29 protein-coding genes and 1 riboswitch are annotated in these 25,799 nt (G+C 59.9%); of the genes, 15 read left to right on the top strand and 14 right to left on the bottom strand.

Translation table 11 applies throughout. The features are described 5' to 3' along the window. Positions 1 to 49 precede the first annotated feature (49 nt). The 11 genes from K7H22_RS15870 to K7H22_RS15820 form a co-directional block, all read right to left on the bottom strand. Positions 50 to 1,378 carry a lyase family protein gene (locus tag K7H22_RS15870; protein ID WP_230801861.1) on the bottom strand — a complete coding sequence of 443 codons (1,329 nt, stop codon included), beginning with the start codon at positions 1,376 to 1,378 and terminating at the stop codon, positions 50 to 52. Between the two features lie 3 nt (positions 1,379 to 1,381). Further along, positions 1,382 to 2,092, bottom strand: a complete 711-nt coding sequence (locus tag K7H22_RS15865) for an alpha/beta fold hydrolase (RefSeq protein WP_230801860.1) — start codon at positions 2,090 to 2,092, stop codon at positions 1,382 to 1,384. After that, a complete protein-coding gene (gene pcaG, locus K7H22_RS15860) occupies positions 2,093 to 2,692 on the bottom strand; it encodes a protocatechuate 3,4-dioxygenase subunit alpha (RefSeq protein ID WP_230801859.1) in 600 nt (199 codons plus the stop codon). A 3-nt stretch (positions 2,693 to 2,695) separates the two neighbouring features. Then, a complete protein-coding gene (gene pcaH / locus K7H22_RS15855; protein WP_230801858.1) occupies positions 2,696 to 3,433 on the bottom strand; it encodes a protocatechuate 3,4-dioxygenase subunit beta in 738 nt (245 codons plus the stop codon). After that, positions 3,426 to 3,809: a 4-carboxymuconolactone decarboxylase gene (pcaC, locus tag K7H22_RS15850; protein ID WP_230801857.1), complete on the bottom strand. Its 384-nt coding sequence runs from the start codon at positions 3,807 to 3,809 to the stop codon at positions 3,426 to 3,428. The genes pcaH and pcaC overlap by 8 nt, the downstream gene beginning before the upstream one ends. Beyond that, a complete protein-coding gene (pcaD, locus tag K7H22_RS15845; RefSeq protein WP_230801856.1) occupies positions 3,802 to 4,590 on the bottom strand; it encodes a 3-oxoadipate enol-lactonase in 789 nt (262 codons plus the stop codon). The genes pcaC and pcaD overlap by 8 nt, the downstream gene beginning before the upstream one ends. Then, positions 4,590 to 5,756: a 4-hydroxybenzoate 3-monooxygenase gene (gene pobA / locus K7H22_RS15840; protein ID WP_230801855.1), complete on the bottom strand. Its 1,167-nt coding sequence runs from the start codon at positions 5,754 to 5,756 to the stop codon at positions 4,590 to 4,592. The genes pcaD and pobA overlap by 1 nt, the downstream gene beginning before the upstream one ends. Positions 5,757 to 5,839: 83 nt before the next feature. Next, positions 5,840 to 6,094 carry a hypothetical protein gene (locus K7H22_RS15835; protein ID WP_230801854.1) on the bottom strand — a complete coding sequence of 85 codons (255 nt, stop codon included), beginning with the start codon at positions 6,092 to 6,094 and terminating at the stop codon, positions 5,840 to 5,842. A gap of 164 nt (positions 6,095 to 6,258) precedes the next feature. Continuing rightward, the gene (locus K7H22_RS15830) at positions 6,259 to 7,233 is read right to left on the bottom strand and encodes a threonine ammonia-lyase (protein ID WP_230801853.1); all 975 of its coding nucleotides are present in this window, start codon (positions 7,231 to 7,233) and stop codon (positions 6,259 to 6,261) included. Continuing rightward, positions 7,230 to 8,057, bottom strand: coding sequence for an alpha/beta fold hydrolase (locus tag K7H22_RS15825; RefSeq protein ID WP_230801852.1), 828 nt, complete (start codon positions 8,055 to 8,057; stop codon positions 7,230 to 7,232). Before K7H22_RS15825 ends, K7H22_RS15830 begins: the two co-directional genes overlap by 4 nt. Further along, entirely contained in the window at positions 8,057 to 8,740 is a 684-nt protein-coding gene (locus K7H22_RS15820) for a haloacid dehalogenase type II (RefSeq protein WP_230801851.1), read from the bottom strand. The genes K7H22_RS15825 and K7H22_RS15820 overlap by 1 nt, the downstream gene beginning before the upstream one ends. Before the next feature lie 208 nt (positions 8,741 to 8,948). On the opposite strand from K7H22_RS15820, the gene K7H22_RS15815 reads away from it, so the two are divergent. Beyond that, a complete protein-coding gene (locus K7H22_RS15815) occupies positions 8,949 to 9,377 on the top strand; it encodes an FKBP-type peptidyl-prolyl cis-trans isomerase (protein WP_230801850.1) in 429 nt (142 codons plus the stop codon). A gap of 97 nt (positions 9,378 to 9,474) precedes the next feature. Further along, complete coding sequence (locus K7H22_RS15810) at positions 9,475 to 10,068, top strand: hypothetical protein (protein ID WP_230801849.1); 594 nt, start codon at positions 9,475 to 9,477, stop codon at positions 10,066 to 10,068. A 75-nt stretch (positions 10,069 to 10,143) separates the two neighbouring features. Here K7H22_RS15810 and K7H22_RS15805 read toward each other — a convergent pair whose 3' ends face one another. Together K7H22_RS15805 and irrA are read right to left on the bottom strand one after the other, a co-directional pair. Beyond that, a complete protein-coding gene (locus K7H22_RS15805) occupies positions 10,144 to 11,133 on the bottom strand; it encodes an NADPH:quinone reductase (protein ID WP_230801848.1) in 990 nt (329 codons plus the stop codon). A gap of 81 nt (positions 11,134 to 11,214) precedes the next feature. Further along, on the bottom strand, positions 11,215 to 11,643 hold the full coding sequence (gene irrA, locus K7H22_RS15800; protein ID WP_230801847.1) for an iron response transcriptional regulator IrrA: 429 nt from the start codon (positions 11,641 to 11,643) through the stop codon (positions 11,215 to 11,217). Between the two features lie 270 nt (positions 11,644 to 11,913). On the opposite strand from irrA, the gene fabA reads away from it, so the two are divergent. The 4 genes from fabA (at position 11,914) to K7H22_RS15780 (ending at position 15,827) form a co-directional block, all read left to right on the top strand. Beyond that, the gene (fabA, locus tag K7H22_RS15795; protein WP_230801846.1) at positions 11,914 to 12,423 is read left to right on the top strand and encodes a bifunctional 3-hydroxydecanoyl-ACP dehydratase/trans-2-decenoyl-ACP isomerase; all 510 of its coding nucleotides are present in this window, start codon (positions 11,914 to 11,916) and stop codon (positions 12,421 to 12,423) included. 33 nt (positions 12,424 to 12,456) lie between these two features. Beyond that, complete coding sequence (gene fabB, locus K7H22_RS15790) at positions 12,457 to 13,686, top strand: beta-ketoacyl-ACP synthase I (protein ID WP_230801845.1); 1,230 nt, start codon at positions 12,457 to 12,459, stop codon at positions 13,684 to 13,686. Positions 13,687 to 13,692: 6 nt separating this feature from the next. Next, positions 13,693 to 14,484 (top strand): enoyl-ACP reductase FabI, encoded by a 792-nt coding sequence (locus K7H22_RS15785; RefSeq protein WP_230801844.1) that lies wholly within the window; start codon positions 13,693 to 13,695, stop codon positions 14,482 to 14,484. 80 nt (positions 14,485 to 14,564) lie between these two features. Then, positions 14,565 to 15,827, top strand: a complete 1,263-nt coding sequence (locus K7H22_RS15780; RefSeq protein ID WP_230801843.1) for a flavin-dependent oxidoreductase — start codon at positions 14,565 to 14,567, stop codon at positions 15,825 to 15,827. A 28-nt stretch (positions 15,828 to 15,855) separates the two neighbouring features. Here K7H22_RS15780 and K7H22_RS15775 read toward each other — a convergent pair whose 3' ends face one another. Next, positions 15,856 to 16,725 (bottom strand): hypothetical protein, encoded by an 870-nt coding sequence (locus K7H22_RS15775; protein ID WP_230801842.1) that lies wholly within the window; start codon positions 16,723 to 16,725, stop codon positions 15,856 to 15,858. Between the two features lie 129 nt (positions 16,726 to 16,854). Between K7H22_RS15775 and miaB the strand changes: the two genes are divergently transcribed. From miaB to trmB, 9 genes are all read left to right on the top strand, one after another. Then, positions 16,855 to 18,186 carry a tRNA (N6-isopentenyl adenosine(37)-C2)-methylthiotransferase MiaB gene (gene miaB, locus K7H22_RS15770; protein ID WP_230801841.1) on the top strand — a complete coding sequence of 444 codons (1,332 nt, stop codon included), beginning with the start codon at positions 16,855 to 16,857 and terminating at the stop codon, positions 18,184 to 18,186. A 267-nt stretch (positions 18,187 to 18,453) separates the two neighbouring features. Then, positions 18,454 to 19,014: an OmpA family protein gene (locus K7H22_RS15765; protein WP_230801840.1), complete on the top strand. Its 561-nt coding sequence runs from the start codon at positions 18,454 to 18,456 to the stop codon at positions 19,012 to 19,014. Positions 19,015 to 19,025: 11 nt separating this feature from the next. Further along, the gene (locus tag K7H22_RS15760; RefSeq protein WP_230801839.1) at positions 19,026 to 19,322 is read left to right on the top strand and encodes a hypothetical protein; all 297 of its coding nucleotides are present in this window, start codon (positions 19,026 to 19,028) and stop codon (positions 19,320 to 19,322) included. A 171-nt stretch (positions 19,323 to 19,493) separates the two neighbouring features. Further along, entirely contained in the window at positions 19,494 to 20,507 is a 1,014-nt protein-coding gene (locus tag K7H22_RS15755) for a PhoH family protein (protein WP_230801838.1), read from the top strand. A gap of 74 nt (positions 20,508 to 20,581) precedes the next feature. Continuing rightward, positions 20,582 to 21,106, top strand: a complete 525-nt coding sequence (ybeY, locus tag K7H22_RS15750) for an rRNA maturation RNase YbeY (RefSeq protein ID WP_230801837.1) — start codon at positions 20,582 to 20,584, stop codon at positions 21,104 to 21,106. A 74-nt stretch (positions 21,107 to 21,180) separates the two neighbouring features. Continuing rightward, a complete protein-coding gene (locus K7H22_RS15745) occupies positions 21,181 to 22,080 on the top strand; it encodes a hemolysin family protein (protein ID WP_230801836.1) in 900 nt (299 codons plus the stop codon). Then, on the top strand, positions 22,064 to 23,656 hold the full coding sequence (gene lnt, locus K7H22_RS15740; RefSeq protein WP_230801835.1) for an apolipoprotein N-acyltransferase: 1,593 nt from the start codon (positions 22,064 to 22,066) through the stop codon (positions 23,654 to 23,656). The genes K7H22_RS15745 and lnt overlap by 17 nt, the downstream gene beginning before the upstream one ends. A gap of 11 nt (positions 23,657 to 23,667) precedes the next feature. Continuing rightward, a riboswitch (SAM-SAH riboswitch) is annotated at positions 23,668 to 23,716 on the top strand. Positions 23,717 to 23,722: 6 nt separating this feature from the next. After that, positions 23,723 to 24,904: a methionine adenosyltransferase gene (gene metK / locus K7H22_RS15735; RefSeq protein ID WP_230801834.1), complete on the top strand. Its 1,182-nt coding sequence runs from the start codon at positions 23,723 to 23,725 to the stop codon at positions 24,902 to 24,904. Positions 24,905 to 25,022: 118 nt separating this feature from the next. Beyond that, positions 25,023 to 25,736 carry a tRNA (guanosine(46)-N7)-methyltransferase TrmB gene (trmB, locus tag K7H22_RS15730; protein WP_230801833.1) on the top strand — a complete coding sequence of 238 codons (714 nt, stop codon included), beginning with the start codon at positions 25,023 to 25,025 and terminating at the stop codon, positions 25,734 to 25,736. Positions 25,737 to 25,799: the final 63 nt, after the last annotated feature.

The following is a 25,799-nucleotide window of genomic DNA, read 5'->3' as shown; positions in this document are numbered from 1 at the left end:
GCGGATCGGACTTTTATCTTTGGACATTTGAAGTGGAATGAACGGCAGGTCAGAGCAGATCGGCCGCCTTTGCGAAGGCAAGCGCCTCGGTCGGGGCATGGCCCGTCTGTTGCACGGGGTCGAAGACCGCTGCAAGGTCCAGATCGGGAAAGGCTTCAGCCGCCAGATCAGCGAGATCCGCACCAGTCTCGCCAGCTTCCTTGCACATGGTCTTGATCGCCGCCTGTGCTTCGGGGCGGGGCAGGTGATTGGCCAGCGCAAAGCTGAGCGCTTCGGCATGAATCAGGTTCTGTGCCCCGGTCATCGCCGCCCGCATAGCAGCGCTATTCGGGCGCAGGGTCTGGGACAGGCTTTGCGCGTGGATCAGCGTAGCTGTTGTGGCAAGGCATAGCTGTGGGAGTGTAAGCCATTCAGTGAACCACGCCGCGCCATCGCGGTCCAGACGGTGCAATCCGGCCCCTTGGAGCGTGGCATTCAATCCGACAACATGGCGCGCCGTGGCAGCCATGACCGATGGCAGAACAGGGTTCTGCTTCTGCGGCATGGTCGAGGAGGCGCCCGCAGCACCGAGCGAGACTTCGCCAATGCCGGTCTGCGTCAGGATCAGCAGGTCTTCGGCCATTTTGCCAAGCGCTAGTGCCAGTTGTGTTTGCCAAGCTGCAAGGCGCAGGATCGGGGTGCGATCACTATGCCAGCTACGCTGTGGATCATGCAGGCCAAGTGCCTCGGCAATGCCCGCGCGAATCTCGGAAGCTTTTGGTCCAAGAGCCGCTGATGTTCCTGCAGCCCCCGAAAGCGAGACCCAGAGGCAGGATTGCCGCAAGGCGGGCAGTGCAGTCAGCAGATCAAGCAGCGGCGCGCCCCAATGGGCCACTGTGGCCCCGAAACTGGTGGGGGTGGCGTGCTGTCCATAGGTCCGCGCGGCCATTGGTGTCGCTGCATGGTCTGTGGCGAGTGTGCCCAGCGATTTGAGCGTCGCGACCAGCATCTTTTCTTGCAAGCAGAGCATCTGGCGCAACCGCAACATCAGGCCCGTATCCATGATATCCTGCGACGTGGCCCCCCAATGGGCATATTGCGCGTGTTCCGGTGCCTCCATTGCGGTGCGAAACGCGGCTACCAGACCGGGAACCGTTACACCGTTTTGCCCTGTTGGCGTTGCCAGTCCGGCCGGATCAATCTGCACCTCCATCGCGGCGCGGTGAATATAGGCCGCAGCAGTTTCGGGAATGACACCCAGCGCGCCTTCCGTCTTGGCCAGCGCCCCCTCGACCAGCAGCATGGCCCGCACTTCGGCACTGTCGGTAAAGAGACGATCCACCTCGCCTGCCGGAAACAGGCGGCTGTAAAGCGGGCTGTCGAAAACGGAGGCGGCCATAGCTCAACCTTTCGCGATACGTGTCAGCAGATCAGCCAGACCCGCGGGATCGGCGAAGAATGGCGAATGACCGGTTGGCATGGCATACACATCGGAAGCGGGCCAGCCTTGCGTCATCGTAAGCTGGTATTCGGGCGGGATCGTGCGGTCATCATCGCAGCGGATATAGCTGCGTTTGACGCGGGCATAGGCCGCACCCAGCCGGATCGGGGTTGTTTGCGGCGCAAGCGCCTGAAGGCACAGACGGGGCAGGGCAAATTCCACAGCTTCGGCGGGGCAGTCGTTGTAAAACAGCGAGGGGGCCTTGGCAGGATCGACATAAAACGCCAGCCCGTCCTGCGTTCTGAGAGCCGCATCCGCCATCGGTTGGCGCGGCGCTTCAGCCCGCATCTCGACCAGACTGCGGCCGTTCTGCGCGGCATAGGCACATAGATAGATCAGGCTTGCGATCTTCTGAGGGGCCATTTCGGCAGCAAGCGAGATCGGGAAACCCGCCATCGAGTGGCCGACCAGCGCCACAGGTGTATCAATCGCGTCGATGATTGCCTGCGCGTAGCGCTCCAGTGTGACCTCGCTGTAATGCGTCCTGTCTGCCCCATGCCCCGGCAGGTCGATGGCGCGGGCGGTATGACCGTGCGCCTCGAGTTGCGGTATCAGGTCTCGCCAGCACCACGCGCCGTGGCACGAGCCGTGAATCAAAAGGAAATCAGCCATTTAAAGATCCAGAAATACCGTTTCATTCTCGCCCTGCAGACGAATGTCGAAACGATACTGGCCCTCGCCGGTCTGCTTTGCAATTAAAGTCTCGACCCGTGGGCGCTGTTCGATCCGCGAGAGCAGAGGGTCACCGCTGTTATCTTCGTCCTCGAAATAGATGCGTGTCGACAGCCCGATATTGATGCCGCGTGCCACGATCCACAGGCTGATATGCGGGGCCTGCAGGCCGCCGGAACGATGCGGCACGGCGCCCGGTTTCACGGTCGTCAGCGTGAAAAGCCCGCTATCCTTGTCAGCAGCAAAGCGGCAAAAGCCGCTGACAGCGGGGTCTGCCTCTGCCTCACCCGCAAAACGCCCCGCCGCATCGGGTTGCCAGCTTTCGATCATTGCATCGCGCAGCGCCCATCCGGTACCGTCGATCACTGCGCCGGTAATGGTGATGATCTGACCCTTCGCACCTTGCGCGATGGAAGACAGGCCAAGATCTTCGGGGTAGACGCCGGGGATGCCCGCAAAACTGGGGATGCAGCCGATGTGCACATAGGGGCCTGCTGTCTGCGACGGGGTTTCCGTCAGGCTGTCAAGAGCTTGCACCATGCTTTACATCCCTTCCAGTTTATTCTCGAACATGGTCTGGCGGCGTCCGCGCAGCACGATGTCGAATTTGTAGGCCAGATAATCCAGAGGCCGCGAGCGGGACATGTCCAGCGGTGCGACAAGACGGTCAAGCTGGCCGCGATCCTTGATCGTGGCTGCAATCGGACAGCGGTTGATCAGGGGATCGCCCTCGAAATACATCTGGGTGATCAGGCGCTGGCCGAAGCTGTACCCGAAGACCGAGATGTGGATATGCATCGGGCGCCAGTCATTGGCGCGGTTGGGCCAGGGATAGGCCCCAGGCCGGATCGTCAGGAACTGGTAATAGCCATCTGCATCGGTCAGGGTGCGCCCGCAGCCGCCAAAATTGGGATCAAGCGGGGCAAGGTAGTTGTCCTTGACATGGCGGTAGCGCCCGCCTGCATTGGCTTGCCAGATCTCGACCAGGGTATGCGGCACGGGGCGCGCGTTCTCGTCCAGCACGCGGCCATGCATCAGAATGCGTTCGCCAATCGCGGGGCTGCCATCCTTCGAGAAGTTCAGGATCAGGTTGTTGTCCAACGGACCAATCAGGGAATGACCGAAGCGCGGGCCTGTTTCCTCGCTGGGGGTGCTTTCCATCGACAGAAGCGGCCATTTGGGCGAGCGGGGCACCGAGGTTTTATAATCGGGATCGTAGGGGACCGGATGGATTTGGCGCTGGCGGGGAATCAGCGGACCAAGGTCTGTGGTGTCAGTCATCGGATTGCTCCATCTCGGCATAGGTGGCTTTAGCCAGTTTCAGCGCATGATTGGCGCGCGGCACACCGGCATAGATCGCGACGTGCTGGAAGGCTTCCAGCACATCGCGTTTGCTGGCACCTGTGCGGGCGGTTGCGCGGATATGCATGGGGATTTCCTCGAAATTGCCGGTGGCGGCCAGCAGCGCCAGCGTCAACATCGAGCGTTCGCGCAAGGAGATCCCATCGCTGGCCCAGACATTGCCCCATGCGCCCTCGGTGATCAGCGTCTGGAACGCCGAGTCGAAATCGGTCTTTGCGGCTTCGGCACGGTCCACATGGGTGTTGCCAAGAACCTTGCGGCGTACCTCCATACCCTTGTCATAGCGGTCAGACATGGCCGGTATCCTGCATGAACTTGGTCAGTACAGCGGCAAATTCCTCCGGTTGCTCGACACAAGGCAGATGACCTGCCTTGCGGATCAGATGGAATTGCGAGCCGGGGATCAGGTCGACCGTTTCGCGCACCAGATCAGGCGGGGTCGATCCGTCATCCGACCCTGCGATCCCCAATGTCGGCAAGCGCAGGCCACTGGTGGGGGTGTAGAAATCCGTGCCCGAAATGGCGGCTGAACATCCGGTGTAGCCTTCGGCGGGTTGGCGCACCAGCATGTTGCGCCATGCGTGAAAGGCCTCGGTCTGCCGGAAGGGGGCCGAGAACCACCGCTCCATGATCCCGTCTGCCAGCGCTTCTATCCCGCCTGCCTTGACGGCTGCGATCCGGTCGTCCCACATCGCGGGCTGGCCGATCTTGGCCCCTGTGTTCGACAGCACCATCGCGCGGATCAGATCCATCCGCTTGACCGCCAGTCCCTGTGCGATCATCCCGCCGATGGACAGGCCCACGAAAAGCGCATTCTTGATCTCGAGATGATCCATAAGGCGCTCGATATCGCGCACCAGCGTGCCCATGCTATACGGGCCGGGCGTCAGTTCCGACAGCCCGTGCCCGCGCTTGTCATAGCGGATGTATTTCAGGTTCTGCGGCAGCAATGGCAGGATCTGGTCCCAGAGGCGCAGGTCCGTGCCAAGCGAGTTTGCGAACACCACGGGACGACCGGACAGGTCACCGTCAATCCGGTAGTGAAGCTTGAAATCTCCCAAATCTGCAATACGCATCAGTATGGTAATCCCACATAGTTTTCAGCGACAGCGCGCTGGGCCGCGGCCGAGGTTTCCAGATAGTCCAGTTCGGCTTCTTGCATGCGCTGCTCGAAAGGGGACTGGTCCGGAAAACGGTGTAGCATGGTCGTCAGAGACCACGAAAACCTTTCGGACTTCCAGACACGCGACAAGGCGCGCTCGGAATATTTCTGCACGCCTTCATCGTCGCCCTGATAATACTGGATCAGGCCTTCATGCAGGTAATGCACATCGCCGATGGCAAGGTTCAGACCCTTCGCGCCTGTGGGCGGCACGATATGGGCGGCATCGCCGACAAGAAACAACCGTCCCCAGCGCATGGGTTCGGCCACGAAAGACCGCAAGGGCGCGATGGATTTCTCGATCGAGGCGCCTGTGACAAGGGTTTCAGCAGCATCTGAGGGAATCCGGCGGCGCAATTCATCCCAGAACGCCTGATCGGACCACTGGTCCAGACTGTCGGTAACAGGGCATTGTACGTAATAGCGGCTCAGATTCGCATTACGCATGGAACACAAGGCAAAGCCGCGTTCGTGGTTTGCATAGATCAACTCGTGGCTGACAGGCGGCGTTTCGGACAGAACGCCCAGCCAGCCGAAGGGATAGACCCGCTCGTATTCGTGCAGCACCGTTGCCGGAATAGCCTTGCGGCAAGGCCCGTGGAACCCATCGCACCCGGCCACGAAGTCACAATCAATCCGGTGCTCTTTGCCGTCTTTCTGATAAGTGACGAATGGCTTTTCGGTATCAAGATCATGCGGTGCGACTTCCCGCGCCTCATGTATGATCACGCCATCTGCTTTTGCGCGTGCGTCATACAGATCGCGGGTCACTTCGGTCTGGCCGTAAACCATGACCTGCTTGCCGACCAGATGCTGGAAGTCGATACGAAATCCCCTGTTGCGAGCGGCCAGATAGGTGCCGCCATGGACAAAGCCTTCGCTGTCCATTCGACTGCCAACACCGGCCTTTCGCAGCATTTCGACGCTGCCCCATTCCAGCACGCCTGCGCGGATGCGGCCAAGCACATAGTCGCGGGTCTGGCGTTCCAGAACGACCGTATCAATACCGGCGTTGTGTAGAAGTTGTGACAGCAAGAGCCCAGAAGGCCCTCCGCCGATAATGCAGACCTGAGTACGCATGTGATCTCTCTCCCGTTCGAGGGGAAGAGAAACAAATATAGTTTACGATGTCAATTAGTTTGCGTCTGCCGGTAGGCGGGTGATCACAGGTTGAAAACAATGATCCCCGTCAGCACAAGCAACCCGCCCAAGGCGTGATGCAACCCGGGCGGCTCGTTCAGCGTCGACACCATCGAGACCAAAAGAACAAGACCGAGCGCAAAAAGTGCGAGAAGTCCGAGATGCCAGCCCGACGATGTATCGGTCATGGACGACTTGAGAAACAGTGAGGCAAAGGCATAACCGCCGAGGCTTGCCAAAACCAACAGAGCGCGATGGGACACAATAAAATTCTTCATGATAATCAGGACCTTCTGATGCAATTGCCCCGAAACAGGGCCGAATAAAAGACGTGGTGAATAACGTCAGCTTTGCATCCAAAGACAGATCCGCAAAGGCGGGAATACCTTACCTCTGGTTGTGGATAACTTCATGTCCGGTGCGGAATGGAACCGGCGCTCTTTCACGATTTCAAAGTTTTCAGGGCCTGTTCATAGATATCCAGATCCACGTTGCCGCCCGATGCGATTACAATGACGGCATCCCCTTCGATCTGGTCGCGCCGGAACAATGCCGCCGCCAGCGCCACCGCGCCACCCGGTTCGAGAACGATCTTGAGCCGCAAGAACGCCTGCGCCACGGCGCGCAAAGCCTCCTGATCGGTCACGACCAGTCCGGAACCACAAAGCCGTTGCATGATCGGAAAGGTCAAATCCCCCGGTTGCGGCGTCACGATGGCGTCGCAAAGACTTCCAGACATGCGGGCATTGCGCTGAATTGATCCGGCTGCCAGCGATTTTGTCGCGTCATCAAAACCGAATGGTTCGACGGGTCGCGCGCGCAGGCCCGGTGCATCGGCTTCCAGCGCCAATGCGATCCCCGAAGTCAGCCCGCCGCCACCGCAACACACCAGAACATCGGCAGTCTCGACACCTTCAAGACGTGCCTGTGCAGCGATCTCAAGCCCTGTTGTGCCTTGGCCAGCGATTACCTGCGGCTCGTCAAACGGCTTGATCAGGGTCAGCCCCCTGTCTTTCGCCATGGCTTCGCCGATGGCATCACGATCCTCGGTCGCGCGGTCATACAGAACCACCTCGGCCCCGAAGGCGCTGGTATTTTCGATCTTCAGGCGCGGGGCATCGGATGGCATGATGATCACGGAAGGCACCCCGTGCTGCGCCGCCGCCAAAGCGACACCCTGCGCGTGATTGCCCGATGAAAAGGCGATTACCCCGCTGGCGCGCGTGTCAGGATCAAGCGCCGAGACAGCGGCATAGCCACCGCGATACTTGAAACTGCCTGTATGTTGCAGACATTCGGCTTTGATGAAAACGCGCCGCCCCGCCAGATGGTCGATAAAGGGTGAGGATAGAAGCGGCGTGCGCCGCGCGTGACCCTCAAGCCGTTCCGCAGCGGCGCGGATCATCTCGATATTCATGCCATCTGCCCCAGCCAGCGATGCAACGCGTCCAGTGCTTCCGGCTCGTCAAGAAAGGGGATATGCGCCCTGTCGGGAACATGGGCAACGATCAGGCCGGGCATGCGCTGGGCCATTTGCGCCACGGTGTCGTGGCTCAGCAGATCCGAATTTGTCCCGTGGATCACGGCGGCAGGCAAGGGGCTGATCGCTTCGAACAGGGGCCACATATCGGGCGCGCCTGTTGCCCCCGCCGCCAGAACGGCGGCCCGAAGGTCGGGATCGTAATTGATCGCCACTCCCCGGGCAGTTTCCTGATGGGTATGGCCGACCTCTTTGCGCCAGCGTTCAAGCGGAACATCGGGGAAATTTGCCTCCATCGCCGATTTCCGCATCACTGCCAGATCATCAAGCGTGGCGGCATCGGGATTGCGGCCAAGATACTCCATGATCACCTCCAGCCCCTGCGGTGCGAGCACAGGGCCGATATCATTGAGGGCCACGCCCAGCAGACGGTGCTTTGCCGTGGCCGCCAGAACCATTGCGATCAGCCCGCCGCGCGATGTGCCAAGAACGGCGGCCTGTGCAAGACCCAGATGATCCATCAATTCCAGCACATCCTGCGCCTCGCGCGGCACTGTGTAGGTCAACGGGTCGGGCGACCACTGCGATTGACCACGCCCGCGGTAATCCAGACGGATCATGCGGATACCCGTCAGATGCGGTGCCACAAAATCGAAATCCCGCGCATTGCGTGTCAGACCCGAGAGGCACAGAACCGGAAGCCCGCTCCCCGTATCCTCGTAATGCAGGGAAAGCTGATCAGACGTCAGGAAATTGGGCATCAGCGGGTCACCAGATCGGGGATTGAGACAAGATCGCGCAGGATATGGTCGGGCTGTCCGGGAAGACGGTCGACCGGATCGCCTGCGCGGTTGACCCAGACGGTGGCAAAGCCGTAGGCGGCCGCGGCGCTTGCGTCCCAACCGTTCGATGATACGAACAAGACATGCGACTTGGCGCAGCCAAACCGCTGGATGACCATGTCGTAGACCTGCGGCGCGGGTTTGAAGATCCCGACCGATTCGACCGACAGCACATCGTCCAGAACCTCGCCCAGCCCTGCTGACTGCACGGCACCTGACAGCATTTCAGGGCTTCCGTTGGACAGGATCGCGGTGTTCATCCCAGCTTCGCGCAGTTTTGCCAGCATCGCTGGAACCTCGGGAAAGGCGCTCAATTGCCAGTAGAGCGCCAACAAGCGGTCGCGCAAACCGCTATCATCATCCAGCCCTTCGGATTCCAGCGCCCAATCCAGCCCGTCCTTCGTGACGCTCCAGAAGTCGGTATGGTCGCCAGTGATCGCGCGCAACCAGCTGTATTGCAGTTGTTTTTGGCGCCATTTCTCGGACAGGGCGGGCCAGTGCTGGGCGAAATCTGCGCGCCCTGGTTCGCTGGCAACCTGACGCGCTGCGGCCGCGACATCGAAAAGCGTTCCATAGGCATCGAATATACAGGTAGTGATCATAGGCTGACGCTGTCCTTTTCGTGACAGACTTGCACGGCTGCGGGCAGGGGAAAAGAGTTAATAAGCCCAAGATCGCAGAGATTGGACAGTCGGTTTGCAAATTCGGGATAGCCTCTATAACTTTGGAGGATGCAACCCGAGTACCCGTGCCCGAAAAGGGTGAAGCGGCCTCGAAAATTCATCAGTCCCAAATAGAAATGGAACAGCCATGACGCAGGTAAAACCGGGCGATACCGTCCGCATTCATTACACCGGAACCCTGTCGGACGGGGCCACCTTCGACAGCTCGCAGGGCCGCGACCCTCTGGAATTCGTGGTCGGCTCCGGCCAGATCATAGCGGGTCTGGATGCCGCGATACCCGGCATGGCGGTTGGTGAAAAGAAACTCGTCGAAGTGCCGGCAGATCAGGCCTATGGCCATTCCGATCCGAATGCCCTTCAGGCGGTGCCGCGGGCCGAAATTCCCGATGATATTCCACTGGACCTTGGCACGCAGTTGCAAGTCCAGACCCCGCAAGGGCAGGTGATGCCCGTCACCGTGGTCGAGGTCACCGAAACCGAGGTGACACTGGATGCGAACCACCCGCTTGCGGGCCGTGACCTTACCTTTGCTATCGAACTGGTCGAGATCGCCTGACGCGTTTCTAAAAAAGCGGATCGGATCAAGGCGCGGGATGCAATTGTCCCGCGCCTTTTCTATGATGTGCAGACACAGCCAAGGCCGGAGGCATGCCATGAGCAAACCCGACGACACGATCCTGCAGCGTATCCGCGAGTTGCAAGAACAACTCGAAACCGAATTCGATCATCGCCGCGCCGCGTTCCTTTACCACCTCGAGAATGGCCGCGTCTCTTTTGACGCGGAAGTGCGTCGTCAGCATCAGGCCTTCAAGGTGCAGTTGTCGGACTTCCTGCGCGAGGCGCGTCCGTTGGTGATTTTGACATCGCCTTTCATCTACGCGCTGATCCTGCCGTTCCTGCTGCTGGATATCTTTGTGACGATCTACCAGCGGATCTGCTTTCCGGTCTATCGCATACAACCCGTCCGGCGCGCGGATTACATCCGTATCGACCGTCATCATCTGGCCTATCTCAATGGTCTGCAAAAACTGAACTGTGTCTATTGCGGCTACTGCACGGGGCTACTGGCCTACATTCTGGAAATTGCCGGACGCACCGAGGCCTATTGGTGTCCCATCAAACACGCAGCACGCGTGGGCGAGCGTCATGCCTATTACGCACAATTTGTCGATTACGGCGATGCGGAAAACTTTCAGCCCGGTCTCAGGGCCAGCCGCGCGCGCGTGACCACCCTGCCACCGACCTGAGCTTCTTCTTGCTCTAAATATCCATGACCGCGTCATCGGCTTGGGAAACGGGATGATCTGTTGCGCAAATGCTTATCAGCCAGCCTCCAGCAACACGGCGCCTGCACGTCGACCGGCTTCGACGCATTCATGGGCTGCAATGCAATCCGCCAGCGCAAAGCGGGCATGGATCGCAGGAACCAGCCCGCCCTCGGCGTGAGCGCGGTGCAGAATGTCGATCGCCGTGGCGCGTTGTGCGGGATCAAGCAGATAGACCAGCACGATATCGACGGTAATCGCTTTGAACAGATAGTCACGAAAGGGTAGGACGGGTGACATCTGCAAGGCTGAACCATAGGCAGCAACTGTGCCGGTCTCGGCCACGACCTGCTCCAGCATGACCGCGTTCAGCCCGAATTCTACCTCCACGGCGCGGTCTACACCTTTGCCTTGGGTCAGTTCCAGCACCTGCGCAGCCAGATCGGGGCTGCGATAATCCAGAACGGTCTCGGCACCAGCCGCCCTCACACGGTCGAAGTCCGCGGGCGAAGCCGTGGCGATCACCCTTGCGCCACCCCAGCGCGCCAGTTGCACCGCGTTATTCCCGACAGCGCCCGCGCCACCAGAAACCAGCAGCGTCTTTCCCGCAACGTTGCCTCCGCCGAACACAGAATGCGCGGCCGTAAGCCCCGGAATGCCCAGTGTTGCTCCTTCTTCTGGGCGCATTGCCTCGGGCAAGGCGACGGCTTGACCAGCGGGCAGGGCGATCATCTCGGCGGCAGTCCCAAAGGGTCTGCGCCACTGGCCGTTCCAGATCCAGACCTTCTGTCCGATCCGCGCCCTGTCGACGCCTTCGCCCACAGCCTCGATAACGCCTGCACCGTCCGAATGGGGAATGATCACGTCAAAAGGCGGTTTGGTCATGCCGGGCCGCCCGCCAGCGCGGGATTTCACATCTGACGGGTTCACCCCTGAATGTGTCAACCTGACCAGCACTTCGTCCGCCGCCGGGTCCGGTGTGGGCAACTCGGTCAGACGCAGAACATCGACTGCTGCACCGAAGGCGGAATAGGCGATGGCTTTCATAATGCGGGCTTTCGTCGGGGCGAGATACAAAAACGCCCCACACAGGGGCGGGGCGAAGGGGATTTCTACACAGGCAAAGGCCTATTTCCGGCGCAACCGGATCACCACATCGACCGAGGCGATTTCAGCCCCGTCCGGTGCATTCGGGATGCGCGTGATCTCCAACTCCTCGCTCGGAGCATCGGTCAGGGTGCCGCTGTCTTCCCAGAAGAAATGGGGGTGGTCATGTGTGTTTGTGTCGAAATAGCTTTTGGTTCCGTCCACCGTGATCTCGTGCATCAATCCCGCATCGCAAAAGGCGCGCAGCGTATTGTAAACAGTGGCGAGCGAGACCTGCTCGCCATGATCCTGCACGGCCGCGAACAGGCTTTCTGCGGTGACATGCCGATGTTCGCCGTCACCAACCAGCAATGCCGCCAGCGCAACCCTTTGACGCGTGGGTCGCAGACCGGCAGTTGCCAGCCATGCATTTCCACGTTTCTGGGCCCGTTCTGTCTGGATATTATCCATCTTTGCGCTGTCCATCCTGGTCATCTTCACGTCATATCGATGTCTCGAATGTAATATAAAGCCCGCATGGGGGAAATTTCAATTGCAAACAGGGCAAAGCCAGGATGCGCCGTTAATGTGCGGGCAAGCCTGACTTGCCGCATCGACAGTGCCATATGCTTTTACCGAGGCCAATCTGCCTGACGGGCAGGCTTGCAAGGGCTTGCGGGCGGGTGCTAGAGGGGTCAAACTGAAAAAGCACCTTCGAAGACAGAAAAGGACCACACCTGCATGGCCCAGTTTCCGAACCGTTTCGACAAGGAAGATCTGCTGAAATGCGCGCGCGGCGAGCTTTTCGGTCCGGGCAATGCCCAGCTTCCCGAGCCGCCGATGCTGATGATGGATCGCATCACCGATATTTCCGGTGATGGCGGGCTGCATGGCAAGGGCCATGTGGTGGCAGAATTCGACATCACCCCCGACCTTTGGTTCTTTGCTTGCCATTTCCCAGGCAACCCGATCATGCCCGGCTGTCTGGGTCTGGACGGATTGTGGCAGTTGACAGGCTTCAACCTTGGTTGGCGCGGCTGGCAGGGACGCGGCTATGCGCTGGGCGTGGGCGAGGTCAAGCTGACGGGCATGGTGCGCCCCGAGCGCAAGCTGCTGACCTACAAAGTGGATTTCACCAAAGCGATCCAGACCCGCCGCCTGACTATGGGTGTCGCCGATGGGATCGTCGAGGCGGATGGCGAGGTGATTTATCAGGTCAAGGACATGAAAGTCGCGCTGAGCGAAAGCTGATCTTACTGCTTATCAATAAGAAGGAGGGCGTCTATGCGCCGCGTCGTCGTCACAGGTCTGGGGATCGTGTCCAGCATCGGCAACAATGCCTCGGAAGTTCTCGAGGCGCTCAAGGCGGGCCGCTCCGGTATCCGCGCCAACGAAGCGATGAAGGAGCACGGGTTCCGCAGTCAGATCGCGGGCGATGTGCGCCTTGATGTGGCCGAACACGTGGACAAGCGCACTCTGCGCTTCATGGGGCCTGGCGCTGCCTATGCCCATATCGCGATGGGACAGGCTATCGCCGATGCGGGCCTGACCGAGACGGATATCTCGAACGAGCGCACAGGACTTGTTGCAGGCTCCGGCGGCCCATCGACATCCTCGATGCTGGTGGCGCATCAGACCGTGCTGTCTAATGGCAGCCCCAAGCGGATCGGGCCTTTCGCCGTGCCAAAATGCATGTCGTCGACGATTTCGGCCAATCTCAGCACAGCCTATAAGATCAAGGGCATCAACTATTCCATCACCTCGGCCTGCTCGACCTCTCTGCATTGTATCGGGAACGCGGCAGAGCAGATCATGATGGGCAAGCAGGATGTGATGTTCGCCGGCGGCGGCGAGGAACTGGACTGGACTCTGTCCTGCCTGTTCGACGCGATGGGCGCGATGAGCAGCAAATATAACGACACGCCGGAACTAGCCTCGCGCGCCTTCGATGCGGATCGCGATGGCTTTGTCATCGCAGGTGGCGGCGGCATTGTCGTGCTGGAAGACCTTGATCACGCACTGGCACGCGGCGCGAAAATCTATGCCGAAGTGACCGGCTATGCCGCGACATCGGACGGACACGACATGGTTGCCCCCTCCGGCGAGGGCGGCGAGCGCGCGATGCGTCTTACCTTGGCCGGGCTGAACAAAGACCGCAAAGTTGGCTATATCAACGCGCATGGCACATCGACACCCGTTGGCGACGTAGGCGAGGTCGAGGCTGTCCGCCGCGTCTTCGGTCGCGGCACCATGCCGCTGATTTCCTCGACCAAATCCATGACCGGCCACAGCCAGGGGGCCACCGGCGCGCAGGAGGCGATCTATTGCCTGCTGATGCTGGAGCATGACTTCATCGCGCCCTCGATCAACGTAAAAACGCTTGATCCTGTGATCGACGCAGGCGAGATCGCCACAGCACGCATCGACAATGCGGGGCTTGATACGGTGATGACCAACAGCTTCGGTTTTGGCGGCACCAACGGCTCGATGCTTTTGTCGAAATATCACGGGTGATCTGACATGACAGGACAGATGGAGGGCAAACGCGGCCTTATCATGGGGGTCGCCAACGAACGCTCGATCGCATGGGGAATCGCCAAAGCGATGGCCGAGGCGGGGGCCGAGTTGGCCTTCACCTATCAGGGCGACGCCTTCGGCTCGCGGCTGAAACCGCTGGCGGAAAGCGTAGGCTCGGACTTCATGGTGGATGTGGATGTGACCGATGACGCCAGCCTTGATGCAGCGTTCGAGGCTTTGTCCGCGCGCTGGCCCACAATCGACTTCGTGGTCCATGCCATCGCCTTTTCCGACAAAAACGAACTGACAGGGCGCTTTTTGAACACCAGCCGCGCCAATTTCCGCAATTCGCTGGATATCTCCTGCTATTCGCTGATCGAGGTCGCCCGCCGCGCCCATCCGTTGATGGTCGAGAACGGTGGTACGATCCTGACGCTGACCTATCAGGGATCGAACCGCGTGACGCCCTTCTACAACGTTATGGGCGTAGCCAAGGCGGCACTGGAGGCCGCTGTGCGCTACCTTGCCAATGACCTTGGCCCCGAAAGTATCCGCGTCAACGCGATCAGCCCCGGCCCGATGAAGACGCTGGCAGGAGCCGCCATCGGCGGGGCGCGCAAGACCTATAAACACACCGACATGAATGCGCCCCTGCGATCTAACGCTACGCTGGAAGCGGTCGGCGGCACGGCGGTCTATCTGGCCTCGGATGCAGGTGCGTGCACGACAGGCGAGATCATCCGCGTTGATGGCGGATATCATGTGCTGGGCATGCCGCAGCCTGACAATATCTGAAGGTGCCGCGCGCTGCGGGGCAAGGACGCTCCGCGGGGGGATACTTGAGGCAAGTAGAATCTGGTATCGGGGGCAAGGGGATGACGGTTCTGATCGCGGGCGCGGGAATTGCGGGTCTGGCCATGGGCCTGACGTTGCACCAGTTGGGCATTCCCTTTCGCATATACGAGCGTGTCGGCGAGATGCGTCCCCTTGGGGTAGGCATCAACATCCAGCCCAATGCGGTGCGCGAACTCTACGATCTGGGTCTGCAGCCGCGACTGGACGCGATTGGCGTGCGGACACGGCAATACGGTTTCTATACAAAAACAGGTCTGGAAATCTGGGCTGAGCCACGGGGCCAGTTTGCTGGGTATACATGGCCGCAATATTCGATCCATCGCGGCCAGTTGCAGATGATGCTGCTGGACGAATTGCGCCTTCGGGCCGGTGCCGATTGCGTTGTGACTGGAGCGGGCGTCCTGCGCTACGAGACAAGGCCGCAATCGGTTCGCCTGATCCTGAGCGATGGAACCACGGCGGAGGGTGATCTGGTGATCGCTGCCGATGGTATCCGCTCGGCCATCCGCGCGCAGATGCTGCCGGACGAAGGCGAGCCGATCTGGAACGGCGCGATCATGTGGCGCGGCGTCAGCCGCGCGGCACCATTCCTTGGCGGGGCCGCGATGATCCTTTCGGGGCATGACACGCAACGTTTCGTGGCCTATCCGATCTCGGCCACCGACCCTGAAACGGGTCTGGCCGATATGAACTGGATCGCCGAGTTACGGGTCGATCCGGGCCGGACAATGGCCAAGGGCGACTGGAACAAACCTGCCGATCCCGCTGAATTCCTGCCCGCTTTCGAGGATTGGGACTTCGGCTGGGTCAACTGCCCCGAGATGATCCGCAATGTCGCGGGGCCCGTTTACGAATACCCGATGGTAGACCGCGAGCCGATGGCGCGCTGGACAGACGGGCGCGTGACCCTCACGGGGGACGCGGCGCATGCGACCTATCCCGTCGGCTCGAACGGCGCGAGCCAGGCGATCATCGACGCGCGCAAACTGGGCGCGGCACTGCGCGATCATGGCGTGACGCCAGCAGCGCTCGAAACCTACGAGGCCGAAATGCGCCCGCGCGCCGAAGGCATCCTGCGCGCCAATCGCGGTGCGGGGCCTGATGCGGTGATGCAGATGGTCGAGGACCGCTGCGCTGGAGTCTTCGACAAGATCGACGATGTGATCCCGCGCGCCGATCTGGCCGCCCATGCCGAGAAATACAAACGCTTGTCAGGTTTCTCTATCGACGTTCTCAATGCACAGCCTGCCATTCTGGGGCCGATGGACCGCGCGGCAGAATAAGGCTGCTATCTTAACTGGATACGGTTCCTCAGAACCATTGACCCGGCTCCATCAGTCCGAGGTCCAGCAACTGGCGCGAATGCCACTCGAACGGGGTGGCATTGTGCCAACGGAAGTTATGGATATCGAATGTCGATCCCGGATTTGACTTGAGCGCCTTGGCCGTCCGGAACGAACATACTGCCGCTGTGATATTGTGGTGCCAAGGGCAGGCGAAGGTATTGTATTCTTCGTCGTTGAAGGTGTGATCTTCGCGCAGTTCCAGCCCCGCCTTGGCACGGAACAGGGCGATCCTGTCGATCTTGCGGCGTGGGGCAGGGACATGTTCCTCATAGCGCCAGCGCAGGCCACCGAAGAAATCAAGCTGCCGCTCGCGCGGGTGATTATAATTGGCAGGGTCCGGCCGGGCCAGCGCGTAATAGCCGGATTTGTCCAGATGGGCATCCTCGATGCTGACCGCATTCGGATGGAGGTCAAGATCACCGGCATAGAGGTCGATGACATAGCACAGCATCGCGTCGCGCCGCTCTTCTGTATGAAAGGCCAGCATCTCGGCCACTGTGCGGCTTTCGCAGAACGGGTAGAACAGGTATTCTGCGTTGTAGCAGTAGAAAAACCATGTCCCCGGCGCGGATTTGATCAGGCTGTTGACGGTCGATGTGAGTATGTCGGGCGCCAATGTGTCTGTATCTATCCTGTGCAGCAGTGGGGACAGATCGTCAGGCAGATCAAAGGTTGCGGGCATAAAGACAAGCACAGTGGCAAAGCCCGCGTCCAGATGATGACGCAAGGTCGATGCAACCTCGATCTCGTCCTCGACGAAGATCAGGGCGACGGGACTATTGGCCAGAATCTTGCCGCTGCGCGTCAGAAAATCCTTGAGACTGGTATACCGCATCGTCCTGACATCGCCCTTAACATGAACTGACCGCTTTTTGGCGTGCAAGGTCCGCGAATTCCGTTCGCATTGCAAGAGACAGCGGTTCTGGTATAGCACGAGGCCGACCCCGACAGGCAGGACAGGTTCATGAGCACGCCCAAGAAACTCTATATCAAAACCTATGGCTGCCAGATGAATGTCTATGACAGCGAACGCATGGCCGAAGCGCTGGGCGGGTCGGGCTATGTCGAGACGCAGACACCCGATGACGCGGATATGATCCTGTTCAACACCTGCCATATTCGGGAAAGGGCTGTCGAAAAGGTCTATTCCGATCTGGGACGTCTGAAAGTGTTCAAGGCGGCGAAGCCTGATCTGAAGATCGGCGTTGCAGGTTGCGTGGCACAGGCCGAGGGGGCCGAGATCATGCGCCGCCAGCCGATGGTGGATCTGGTGGTAGGACCGCAGAGCTACCACCGTCTGCCCGAGCTTGAGGCCCGCACACGCAAGGGCGTGCGGGCGCTGGACACAGATTTTCCCGCTGATGACAAGTTCGAGACATTGCGCCACCGCCCCAAGGTAGCGCGCGGGCCGACTGCATTCCTGACAGTGCAGGAGGGCTGCGACAAGTTCTGTGCTTTCTGCGTCGTGCCCTATACACGCGGTGCCGAGGTCAGCCGCCCTGTAGAGCGTATCCTTGAGGAAGCGCGCAATCTGGTCGACCGCGGCGTGCGCGAGATCACGCTGCTGGGGCAGAATGTGAATGCCTATCACGGCGCGGGGACAGATGGCGACTGGTCGTTGGCACGGCTGATCTGGGCGCTTGATGAAATCGACGGGCTTGAGCGTATCCGCTTTACGACCAGCCATCCCAACGACATGTCCGATGACCTGATCGAGGCACATGGGCACTGCGCCAAGCTGATGCCCTATCTGCATTTGCCAGTGCAATCTGGGAGTGACCGCATCCTGAAGCGGATGAACCGCAGCCACACGGCCGATGATTACCTGCGCCTGATCGAGCGTATCCGCGCGGCCCGTCCCGATATCCTGATATCGGGTGATTTCATTGTCGGCTTTCCCGAAGAGACCGAAGAAGATTTCGAGCAGACACTGGCGTTGATCCGTGCGGTTGAATACGGGCAGGCCTATTCGTTCAAATATTCGACACGTCCGGGCACCCCGGCCGCAGAGCGCGAGCAACTGGTTGAGGACGTCAAGACAGAGCGGCTTTACCGTTTGCAGGCGCTTCTGGCCGAGCAGCAGCGGCGCGTTCAGGACCGGATGGTGGGGCGTGATGTATCAGTCCTGATCGAGCGGAGCGGGCGTCTGCCGGGGCAGATGGTTGGCAAATCCGAGTATCTCCATGCAGTTCACGTCGCGGATGCCGATGCGTCGGTTGACGCAGCAATCGGACAGCTTGCACGCGTCAGAATCACTGGCAGCGGCACAAACTCGTTGTCGGGCGTTTTGAAGTAGCAACTAGTTTCCGTCGGAATACCCGCTTTGGTTGCTTGGGCAGCCGTATGCAATCAACCGACAAGACCTTTTGTGACGAGTATGTAGCCCCTCCGCGCGCAATCGCTGGGATTTCTATGTATTGTCGCCGTGTTGGTCGCAATATGTTGTGGATTTCTCTTTCCACCGCTGTGATTTTTTGTCAGAGTATTTGGATTGGTGTGTGCGCCCTGCAGGTCTCCTGGCGGGTGAGTTTGTTAACGAGTTGTGATGGAGGCTTCTGTCAAGATGATCATCAAAGCTATGCGTGCGGCATTGGCCAGTGCGGCGGTGTCCGCTTTGGTCGTGACTGGACTGGTCAGCGAAGCCTCGGCCCAGCAAACCGTTCGCGGCGAACGTTATGTTCCCACGATCTGGATTGACCCGGATGGATGCGAGCACTGGGTTATGGACGACGGCGCGGAAGGCTTCATGTCGCCCCACCTGAACCGTCAAGGCAACCCTGTGTGCCATCGGGGCGAGGTTTGCGGCGTGATGCCCACAGACCAGTTTTTTGCGACTGACCGCGCGCAAATCTCCGCGCATGCCCGTGAAAGCCTGACATCGTTCTTCCGGCAGGCAAATGCACGGGCTTATCTGGTCCACGGGCACACCGACAGCCGCGCCTCCGACGAGTATAACATGAATCTCAGCCTGCGCCGTGCAAGGGCCGTGGCACAGGTGGCGCAATCCATCGGTGCCAATGTGATCGACATGCGCGGTTTCGGTGAGCGGATGCCGCGTGCCACGAATTCCACCGCTGAGGGCATGGCGCAGAACCGCCGTGTCGAAATCATCTGCCTGCGCTGAGGAGACTGGATATGACGTTTTTCAAAAGTGCAGTATTGCTGGGGGCGGCGGTTAGCCTGTCTGCCTGCACAGTAGGCCCCGACAAGACACGGGACCGCGGCTTTGACGCCAAGCATCTCAGCCAGCTTGTGGCCGGCGTCTGGGTCGACCCCAACGGGTGCGATCACTGGATCATCGACGATGGTGTCGAGGGGTATCTGTCACCCCGTCTTCAGCCCGATGGTGCACCTGTATGTTCCAACGTCGCCCCTCCGGGTACGGCAGTCGGGCCGTTCAAATCGGGTTCCCGCTTCGGCGACATCCTCTGAACTGACCCGAAAACACGAAATTATGCCGCAGGTTTTTGCCTGCGGCATTTTTTATTGCCGATCGGCCGGCAAAAAGACCATGGCGCTTGCGCAGGGGCGCACAACTTGGCACCCTTATCTCAGGTGACAGGGTCCGCCCTCTGCAGGCCCGCCCTCAGCTAGGAGACCTGCTTGGCCATAAATGTCCTGCCCCCGCCCTTCGACTCGTCATCTCAGATTGAACGACTGGCAGAATTTCCCGACAACCGTCTGCTGATAGATCTATGTGGCGAATATGACCGCAATCTGGCTGAGTTGGAGAAAAAATTGGAGGTGCAGATCCTGCGGCGTGGCAACCAGTTGGCTGTCTTCGGCGAGGCGACGGCCACAGCCAATGCGATAGATGTGCTGGAGGCGCTTTACGAACGGCTCGAATCAGGACGCGCGCTTGAGCAGGGCGATATCGACCGGCAGATCCGTATGGGTAATTCCGATCAGCCATCGGCTGACCAGTCGGGTGACCAGCTCGAAATGTTCCGCTCGGGCAGGGTCGAGATCAAAACCCGCCGCAAGCTGGTTGAACCCAGAACTGAAGCCCAGAAAACCTATGTACAAAACCTGTTTCAGAACGAACTTTGCTTTGGCATCGGTCCTGCCGGCACGGGCAAGACCTATCTGGCGGTCGCTGTGGGCGTGTCCATGTTCATCACCGGACAGGTCGACCGGATCGTTCTGTCACGCCCCGCTGTCGAGGCGGGCGAGAAACTGGGCTACCTGCCCGGCGATATGAAGGACAAGGTCGATCCCTATATGCAGCCGCTTTACGATGCGCTGAACGATTTTCTGCCCGGCAAACAGACCGCCAAACTGATCGAGGAGAAGCGGATCGAGATCGCGCCACTGGCTTTCATGCGCGGACGCACGCTCAGCAATGCCTATGTCGTGCTGGACGAGGCGCAGAACGCCACGTCGATGCAGATGAAGATGTTTCTGACCCGTCTGGGTGAAGGATCGCGCATGGTTATTACGGGCGACCGCACCCAGATCGACCTGCCGCGCGGCGTGTCGTCGGGGCTCGCGGATGCGGAAAGGCTGCTGAAATCCATCGACAAGATCAGCTTCAACTATTTCACCTCCAAGGATGTGGTGCGCCATCCGCTTGTCGCGGCGATTATCGAAGCCTATGAGGCAGATGGAACGGTCTGATTGTTCTTGCAATTACCGGCTGCAATCATCCTTGAGGACGCGGGGGCAATCCGCCCGCGCTGTGAAGAAGTGACATGCTAACAGACATACAGATCGAGGATGACCGCTGGAACCCAGCGGATCTGGCAGGTTTGGCCGAGCGTGCTGCGCGCGCCACGCTGGATCATCTGGGACTGGATCCCGATTTATACGTGGTTAGCCTGCTGGGTTGTAACGACGCGCGGATCGCGGTTCTGAACGCCGAGTTCCGAGGAAAGCCAGTGCCGACCAATGTCCTGAGTTGGCCGGCGCAAGATCTGGCGGCCGAGGAAGATGGCGAGGCACCTTACGTTCCCGATGATACACCGCAAGACGACCCTTTCGCCGTCGAGATCGAGGAAGACGGGATCGCCCTTGGTGATATCGCCATAGCGTGGGAAACATGCATGCGCGAAGCCTCGGAAGCGGGCAAGCCTTTCGCCGATCATGTGACCCATTTGGTGGTTCACGGAACGTTGCATTTGCTGGGATATGATCATCTGCGTGACAAGGATGCCACTTTGATGGAAACAATCGAGGTGGCGATACTTGGCAGAATGGGGGTCCCTGACCCATATTAGCAGTATCGGTGCGGGCACATTGCGCGTAACTGAATTTTTCAGGAAGCCACGCTTCCATATTTTGGAAAGGTAAAATGGGCGACAGTATAGACGGGTCTTCTGAGGCGGCGCGAAGCGCGCTGCCCAATCCAGAGACCGAAGGCACGGCATCGGGCGGGTTTTTTCGCCGGATCATCGGGGCGCTAAGCCCTTCGGACAGTACCGAAACGACCGAGGAAACCAAGGCACAAAATACTGCGCCGAAGCTTCATGAAGTGCATGACATTCTGAACCTGCGCCGCATGCGGGTCGAGGATGTGGCGATCCCGAAAGCGGATATTACCGCTGTTCCGGACACGATCACGATGGATGAACTGGTTGAGTTGTTCCGCGAAACAGGTTTGACGCGTCTTCCGGTCTATTCAGGCACTCTGGATACGCCCTTGGGAATGCTGCACCTCAAGGATTTCGCGCTCAAACATGGCTTCAACGGAAATTCCAGCGAATTCTCGCTCAAGCAGATGCTGCGCCCACTGCTCTATGTGCCCGCGTCGATGTCGATCGGCATTTTGCTGCAGAAGATGCAGTCGGAGCGCAAGCATATGGCGCTCGTGATTGATGAATATGGTGGTGTTGACGGGCTTCTGACGATCGAGGATCTGATCGAGCAGGTCATCGGCGAGATCGAGGACGAGCACGACACCGACGAGGACCAGTTCTGGTCGGTCGAAAAGCCGGGTCAGTATCTGGCGCAGTCCAAAACCCCGCTGGACGATTTCGAGGCCGAGATTGGCCTGTCGCTCACCGAACACGAGGATGTGGACGAAGAGGAAATAGACACGCTGGGCGGTTTGGTCTTCATGCTCGCAGGCCGTGTGCCGGTTCGTGGCGAGGTCGTGCAGCATCCTGCCGGTGTCGAGTTTGAAGTCGTCGATGCGGATCCCCGCAGGATCAAGAGGTTGCGGGTGCGTCTGCCGAATGCGTCTGCCGCCTGAAATGCATCCCGCCGGAATGCGTCTGCGCGGGCGCATTCTACTGGCTGTTCTGGCCGGTACGCTGGCCGCTCTGGGGCAGGCGCCGTTTGATTTGTGGCCGCTGTCCATTCTGGGCTTAACCCTGCTTTTCGCACTGATCCGCAATGCGCCGGACCCTCGCACGGCTGGCTGGACAGGCTGGGCCGCCGGTACGGGGTATTTCGCACTGGCCCTTTTCTGGATCATCGAGCCGTTTCTGATCCAACCGGAACGGCATGGGTGGATGGCCCCCTTCGCCTTGGTGGGCATGTCGGCAGGGCTCGCGTTGTTCTGGGCTGTGGCAGGCGCTGCAAGTCGCGCGCTTGGTGGCACAGTTCTGTCCCTGATCGCCATTTTCGCGGCTGTCGAAGTGGCACGCTCCTATGTGCTGACCGGATTTCCTTGGGCCTTGATCGGTCATGTCTGGATCGACACGCCTGTTGTGCAGTTGGCGGGTCTTGCCGGTCATCACGGGCTGACGCTACTGGCGCTGGGCGCTGGGGCCTCTTTACTTTTGTTGCTGACACCTTCGCGCCGGTGGTGGGGGGCAGGTGGTGTGGCCTTGCTTGGCGCTGCTGCAATCTGGGGTGGCATGATGTCGCATGGGGGGGGTGTTTCCCCCTCTACGGATGCAGGTGACACACTGGCTCAAGCGGCGGATCGTCCGGTGATCCGAATGATCCAGCCGAATATTCCGCAACACCTGAAATGGGATCGCACGATGATCCCGCTCTTTTTCCAGCGACAAGTCGATTTTACTGCGGCACTGGGACCGGACACTGACAGGTCACGTCCCGATCTTGTCATCTGGTCGGAAACGGCGCTGAGCGTTCTTCTGGAAAACGCCGAACCCGAATTGCTGGCGATCAGCCAAGCGGCGGCAGGCGTGCCCGTTGTGCTGGGTATCCAGCGCTTTATCGGGCAGCGCACGTATAATTCGGCCCTATACCTTGATCAAGATGGCGTGGTCCGCGGGATTTATGACAAGCATCATCTTGTACCTTTTGGAGAATACATGCCCTTCGGCGAGATCATGGCCCGCTTCGGGATACATGGAATGGCCGCCTCGCGCGGGGGCGGGTTCTCTGCCGGTCCGGGCCCGCGTCTGATGGATCTGGGGCCATTGGGTCGCGCATTGCCTCTGATCTGCTACGAGGCGGTTTTTCCCAATGCAGTCATCGACGCGCCTGAACGCCCTGACTTCCTGATGCAGATCACCAATGACGCGTGGTTCGGGGCTTTTTCTGGCCCCTACCAACATCTGGCCCAAGCGCGCTTGCGGGCGGTCGAGCAGGGCCTGCCTATGATCCGCGTGGCCAATACGGGTGTCTCGGCGATGATCGACCCCTTGGGTCGCGTCACGGCGCAAATCCCGCTGGGCGAGGCAGGCTGGCTGGACGCGGAACTGCCAGCGCCCCATGCCCCGACGTTCTATGCACGAACAGGCGAGGTGCCTGTGATCTCGGGGATTGCATTTCTTGTGCTGCTGTCCGTCGTCCAGTCGGTGATCCTGCGTCGCCGTAAAATAGGAATTGACGCTGGTTCGGGCGGGGCGTAACCACGGCGACACCCTCGTCACAACGGCTTCCTGGCGTGACGGGCTGAACCCAATGGAGCACTATTCATGTCACGACAGAACTATATTTTTACTTCCGAGTCCGTCTCGGAGGGACACCCTGATAAGGTCTGCGACCGTATTTCCGACGCGGTTCTTGATGCCTTCCTGAGCGAAGAACCCGAGGCGCGTGTTGCTTGCGAGACTTTTGCCACCACCAATCGCGTTGTCATCGGTGGCGAGGTTGGTCTGTCGGACCAAGCCAAGCTGGCCGAGTATATGGAACGCATCCCGGATATCGCGCGCGCCTGCATCAAGGATATCGGCTATGAGCAGGACAAGTTCCATCATGCCACTTGCGAGATAACAAACCTGCTGCACGAGCAATCCGCACATATCGCGCAGGGCGTGAACTCCAGCGGGGACAAGGATGAAGGCGCGGGCGATCAGGGCATCATGTTCGGATATGCTACGGATGAGACCGACGCGCTGATGCCCGCCCCGATCCAGTTTGCGCATGCCATCCTGCGCCGACTGGCTGAGGCGCGTAAATCGGGGGCCGAGCCTCTGCTACGCCCCGACGCCAAATCGCAACTTTCCGTTCGCTATGAAAACGGCGTGCCGGTGGGGGTCAGTCAGGTCGTGCTGTCCACGCAACATGCTGATGCCAGCCAGACCAGCGCCGTGATCCGCGATATTGTGGAACCCTATATTCGCCAAGTCCTGCCTGATGGCTGGATCGACGACGCAACGGAATGGTGGATCAACCCGACCGGTACCTTTGTAATCGGCGGTCCCGACGGTGATGCCGGGCTGACAGGGCGCAAGATCATTGTGGATACCTATGGCGGGGCTGCACCACATGGCGGCGGCGCTTTCTCTGGCAAGGACCCGACGAAGGTTGACCGCTCGGCCGCCTATGCTGCGCGCTATCTGGCCAAGAACATCGTCGCCGCCGGTATGGCCAAACGCGCCACGATCCAGCTTAGCTATGCCATCGGCGTCAGCAAACCGCTGTCGATCTATGTCGACACCCATGGCACCGGCGAAATCGAGGCTGCGGCGATCGAGACCGCAATCCCCAAGGTGATGGACCTGACCCCGCGCGGGATCAGAACGCATCTGTCGCTGAACCGCCCGATCTATGCCCGCACGGCGGCCTACGGCCATTTCGGTCGCGCGCCTGATGCGGATGGCGGCTTTAGTTGGGAGCGTACCGATCTGGCAGAGGCGCTGAAGAAAGCCGTCTGATCCGGAAATCTATTCAAACAAAGGCGGCGTGTCGAAAGACGCGCCGTTTTTCGTGGCGCTGGACCTGCCCGGTATCCGCCTGCTTGATGCTTTGACATGATCCCGCTAGGAGGCAGGCATGACAGAAGATAAACACCTCTCAGGGGCGCCGTGGCGCAACTTCTATGGTCGCTTCAAGGGCAAGACCATGCGCGACAGCCAGTTCCAGATGCTGGATGAGGATCTTGACGCGCTGTCGCCCGGTCCTGTCGGCTGGGAAGAAAACCCTGACCGTGTTCCGTTGGATCTGGAGGCGCTTTTTGCCGGGCGCGATCTGTGGCTGGAAATCGGGTTCGGTGCTGGAGAACACATGGTTCATCAGGCCGCGACCAATCCGGATGTGGGCATTGTCGGCTGTGAGCCTTTCCTCAATGGCGTGGCAATGGCTTTGGGCAAGATCCGCAAAGCAGGCGTCAGCAATATCCGCATCCATCCTGGCGATGTGCGCAACCTGTTCGACGTCTTGCCCGCAGCCAGCGTCGCGCGGGCCTTTCTGCTTTATCCCGATCCATGGCCCAAGAAACGCCATCACCGCCGCCGCTTTGTCACACAAGAACATCTGGAGCCTTTGGCGCAGGTCTTGAAACCCGGCGCGATATTCCGCGTGGCGACCGATATTCCCGACTATGTCCGCCAGACGCTGGAAGAAGTGCCCAAAGCGGGGTTCGAATGGCTGGCCGAAGGGCCGGAAGACTGGCGGAAAGCCTGGCCCGACTGGATTTCCACGCGCTACGAGCAAAAAGCCCTGCGCGAGGGACGCGTGCCGCACTACCTGACTTTTCGGCGGCGCTGATCCTGAAGCGCTTGGTCTATCGGGCTGGCCGCGCGCATGGATATTTTTTGCAAGAAGAAGCAG

The sequence above is a fragment of the Seohaeicola saemankumensis genome (assembly GCF_021021435.1).
GTDB lineage: Bacteria > Pseudomonadota > Alphaproteobacteria > Rhodobacterales > Rhodobacteraceae > Seohaeicola.
This window is presented reverse-complemented; position numbering and strand designations above follow the sequence as displayed.

What these genes read in the sequence shown, in the direction of transcription:
- K7H22_RS15870 (WP_230801861.1), bottom strand. Translation starts at nt 1,378, where the DNA reads ATGGCCGCCTCCGTTTTCGACAGCCCGCTTTACAGCCGCCTGTTTCCG.
- K7H22_RS15865 (WP_230801860.1), bottom strand. Translation starts at nt 2,092, where the DNA reads ATGGCTGATTTCCTTTTGATTCACGGCTCGTGCCACGGCGCGTGGTGC.
- pcaG (WP_230801859.1), bottom strand. Translation starts at nt 2,692, where the DNA reads ATGGTGCAAGCTCTTGACAGCCTGACGGAAACCCCGTCGCAGACAGCA.
- pcaH (WP_230801858.1), bottom strand. Translation starts at nt 3,433, where the DNA reads ATGACTGACACCACAGACCTTGGTCCGCTGATTCCCCGCCAGCGCCAA.
- pcaC (WP_230801857.1), bottom strand. Translation starts at nt 3,809, where the DNA reads ATGTCTGACCGCTATGACAAGGGTATGGAGGTACGCCGCAAGGTTCTT.
- pcaD (WP_230801856.1), bottom strand. Translation starts at nt 4,590, where the DNA reads ATGCGTATTGCAGATTTGGGAGATTTCAAGCTTCACTACCGGATTGAC.
- pobA (WP_230801855.1), bottom strand. Translation starts at nt 5,756, where the DNA reads ATGCGTACTCAGGTCTGCATTATCGGCGGAGGGCCTTCTGGGCTCTTG.
- K7H22_RS15835 (WP_230801854.1), bottom strand. Translation starts at nt 6,094, where the DNA reads ATGAAGAATTTTATTGTGTCCCATCGCGCTCTGTTGGTTTTGGCAAGC.
- K7H22_RS15830 (WP_230801853.1), bottom strand. Translation starts at nt 7,233, where the DNA reads ATGAATATCGAGATGATCCGCGCCGCTGCGGAACGGCTTGAGGGTCAC.
- K7H22_RS15825 (WP_230801852.1), bottom strand. Translation starts at nt 8,057, where the DNA reads ATGCCCAATTTCCTGACGTCTGATCAGCTTTCCCTGCATTACGAGGAT.
- K7H22_RS15820 (WP_230801851.1), bottom strand. Translation starts at nt 8,740, where the DNA reads ATGATCACTACCTGTATATTCGATGCCTATGGAACGCTTTTCGATGTC.
- K7H22_RS15815 (WP_230801850.1), top strand. Translation starts at nt 8,949, where the DNA reads ATGACGCAGGTAAAACCGGGCGATACCGTCCGCATTCATTACACCGGA.
- K7H22_RS15810 (WP_230801849.1), top strand. Translation starts at nt 9,475, where the DNA reads ATGAGCAAACCCGACGACACGATCCTGCAGCGTATCCGCGAGTTGCAA.
- K7H22_RS15805 (WP_230801848.1), bottom strand. Translation starts at nt 11,133, where the DNA reads ATGAAAGCCATCGCCTATTCCGCCTTCGGTGCAGCAGTCGATGTTCTG.
- irrA (WP_230801847.1), bottom strand. Translation starts at nt 11,643, where the DNA reads ATGGATAATATCCAGACAGAACGGGCCCAGAAACGTGGAAATGCATGG.
- fabA (WP_230801846.1), top strand. Translation starts at nt 11,914, where the DNA reads ATGGCCCAGTTTCCGAACCGTTTCGACAAGGAAGATCTGCTGAAATGC.
- fabB (WP_230801845.1), top strand. Translation starts at nt 12,457, where the DNA reads ATGCGCCGCGTCGTCGTCACAGGTCTGGGGATCGTGTCCAGCATCGGC.
- K7H22_RS15785 (WP_230801844.1), top strand. Translation starts at nt 13,693, where the DNA reads ATGACAGGACAGATGGAGGGCAAACGCGGCCTTATCATGGGGGTCGCC.
- K7H22_RS15780 (WP_230801843.1), top strand. Translation starts at nt 14,565, where the DNA reads ATGACGGTTCTGATCGCGGGCGCGGGAATTGCGGGTCTGGCCATGGGC.
- K7H22_RS15775 (WP_230801842.1), bottom strand. Translation starts at nt 16,725, where the DNA reads ATGCGGTATACCAGTCTCAAGGATTTTCTGACGCGCAGCGGCAAGATT.
- miaB (WP_230801841.1), top strand. Translation starts at nt 16,855, where the DNA reads ATGAGCACGCCCAAGAAACTCTATATCAAAACCTATGGCTGCCAGATG.
- K7H22_RS15765 (WP_230801840.1), top strand. Translation starts at nt 18,454, where the DNA reads ATGATCATCAAAGCTATGCGTGCGGCATTGGCCAGTGCGGCGGTGTCC.
- K7H22_RS15760 (WP_230801839.1), top strand. Translation starts at nt 19,026, where the DNA reads ATGACGTTTTTCAAAAGTGCAGTATTGCTGGGGGCGGCGGTTAGCCTG.
- ybeY (WP_230801837.1), top strand. Translation starts at nt 20,582, where the DNA reads ATGCTAACAGACATACAGATCGAGGATGACCGCTGGAACCCAGCGGAT.
- K7H22_RS15745 (WP_230801836.1), top strand. Translation starts at nt 21,181, where the DNA reads ATGGGCGACAGTATAGACGGGTCTTCTGAGGCGGCGCGAAGCGCGCTG.
- lnt (WP_230801835.1), top strand. Translation starts at nt 22,064, where the DNA reads ATGCGTCTGCCGCCTGAAATGCATCCCGCCGGAATGCGTCTGCGCGGG.
- metK (WP_230801834.1), top strand. Translation starts at nt 23,723, where the DNA reads ATGTCACGACAGAACTATATTTTTACTTCCGAGTCCGTCTCGGAGGGA.
- trmB (WP_230801833.1), top strand. Translation starts at nt 25,023, where the DNA reads ATGACAGAAGATAAACACCTCTCAGGGGCGCCGTGGCGCAACTTCTAT.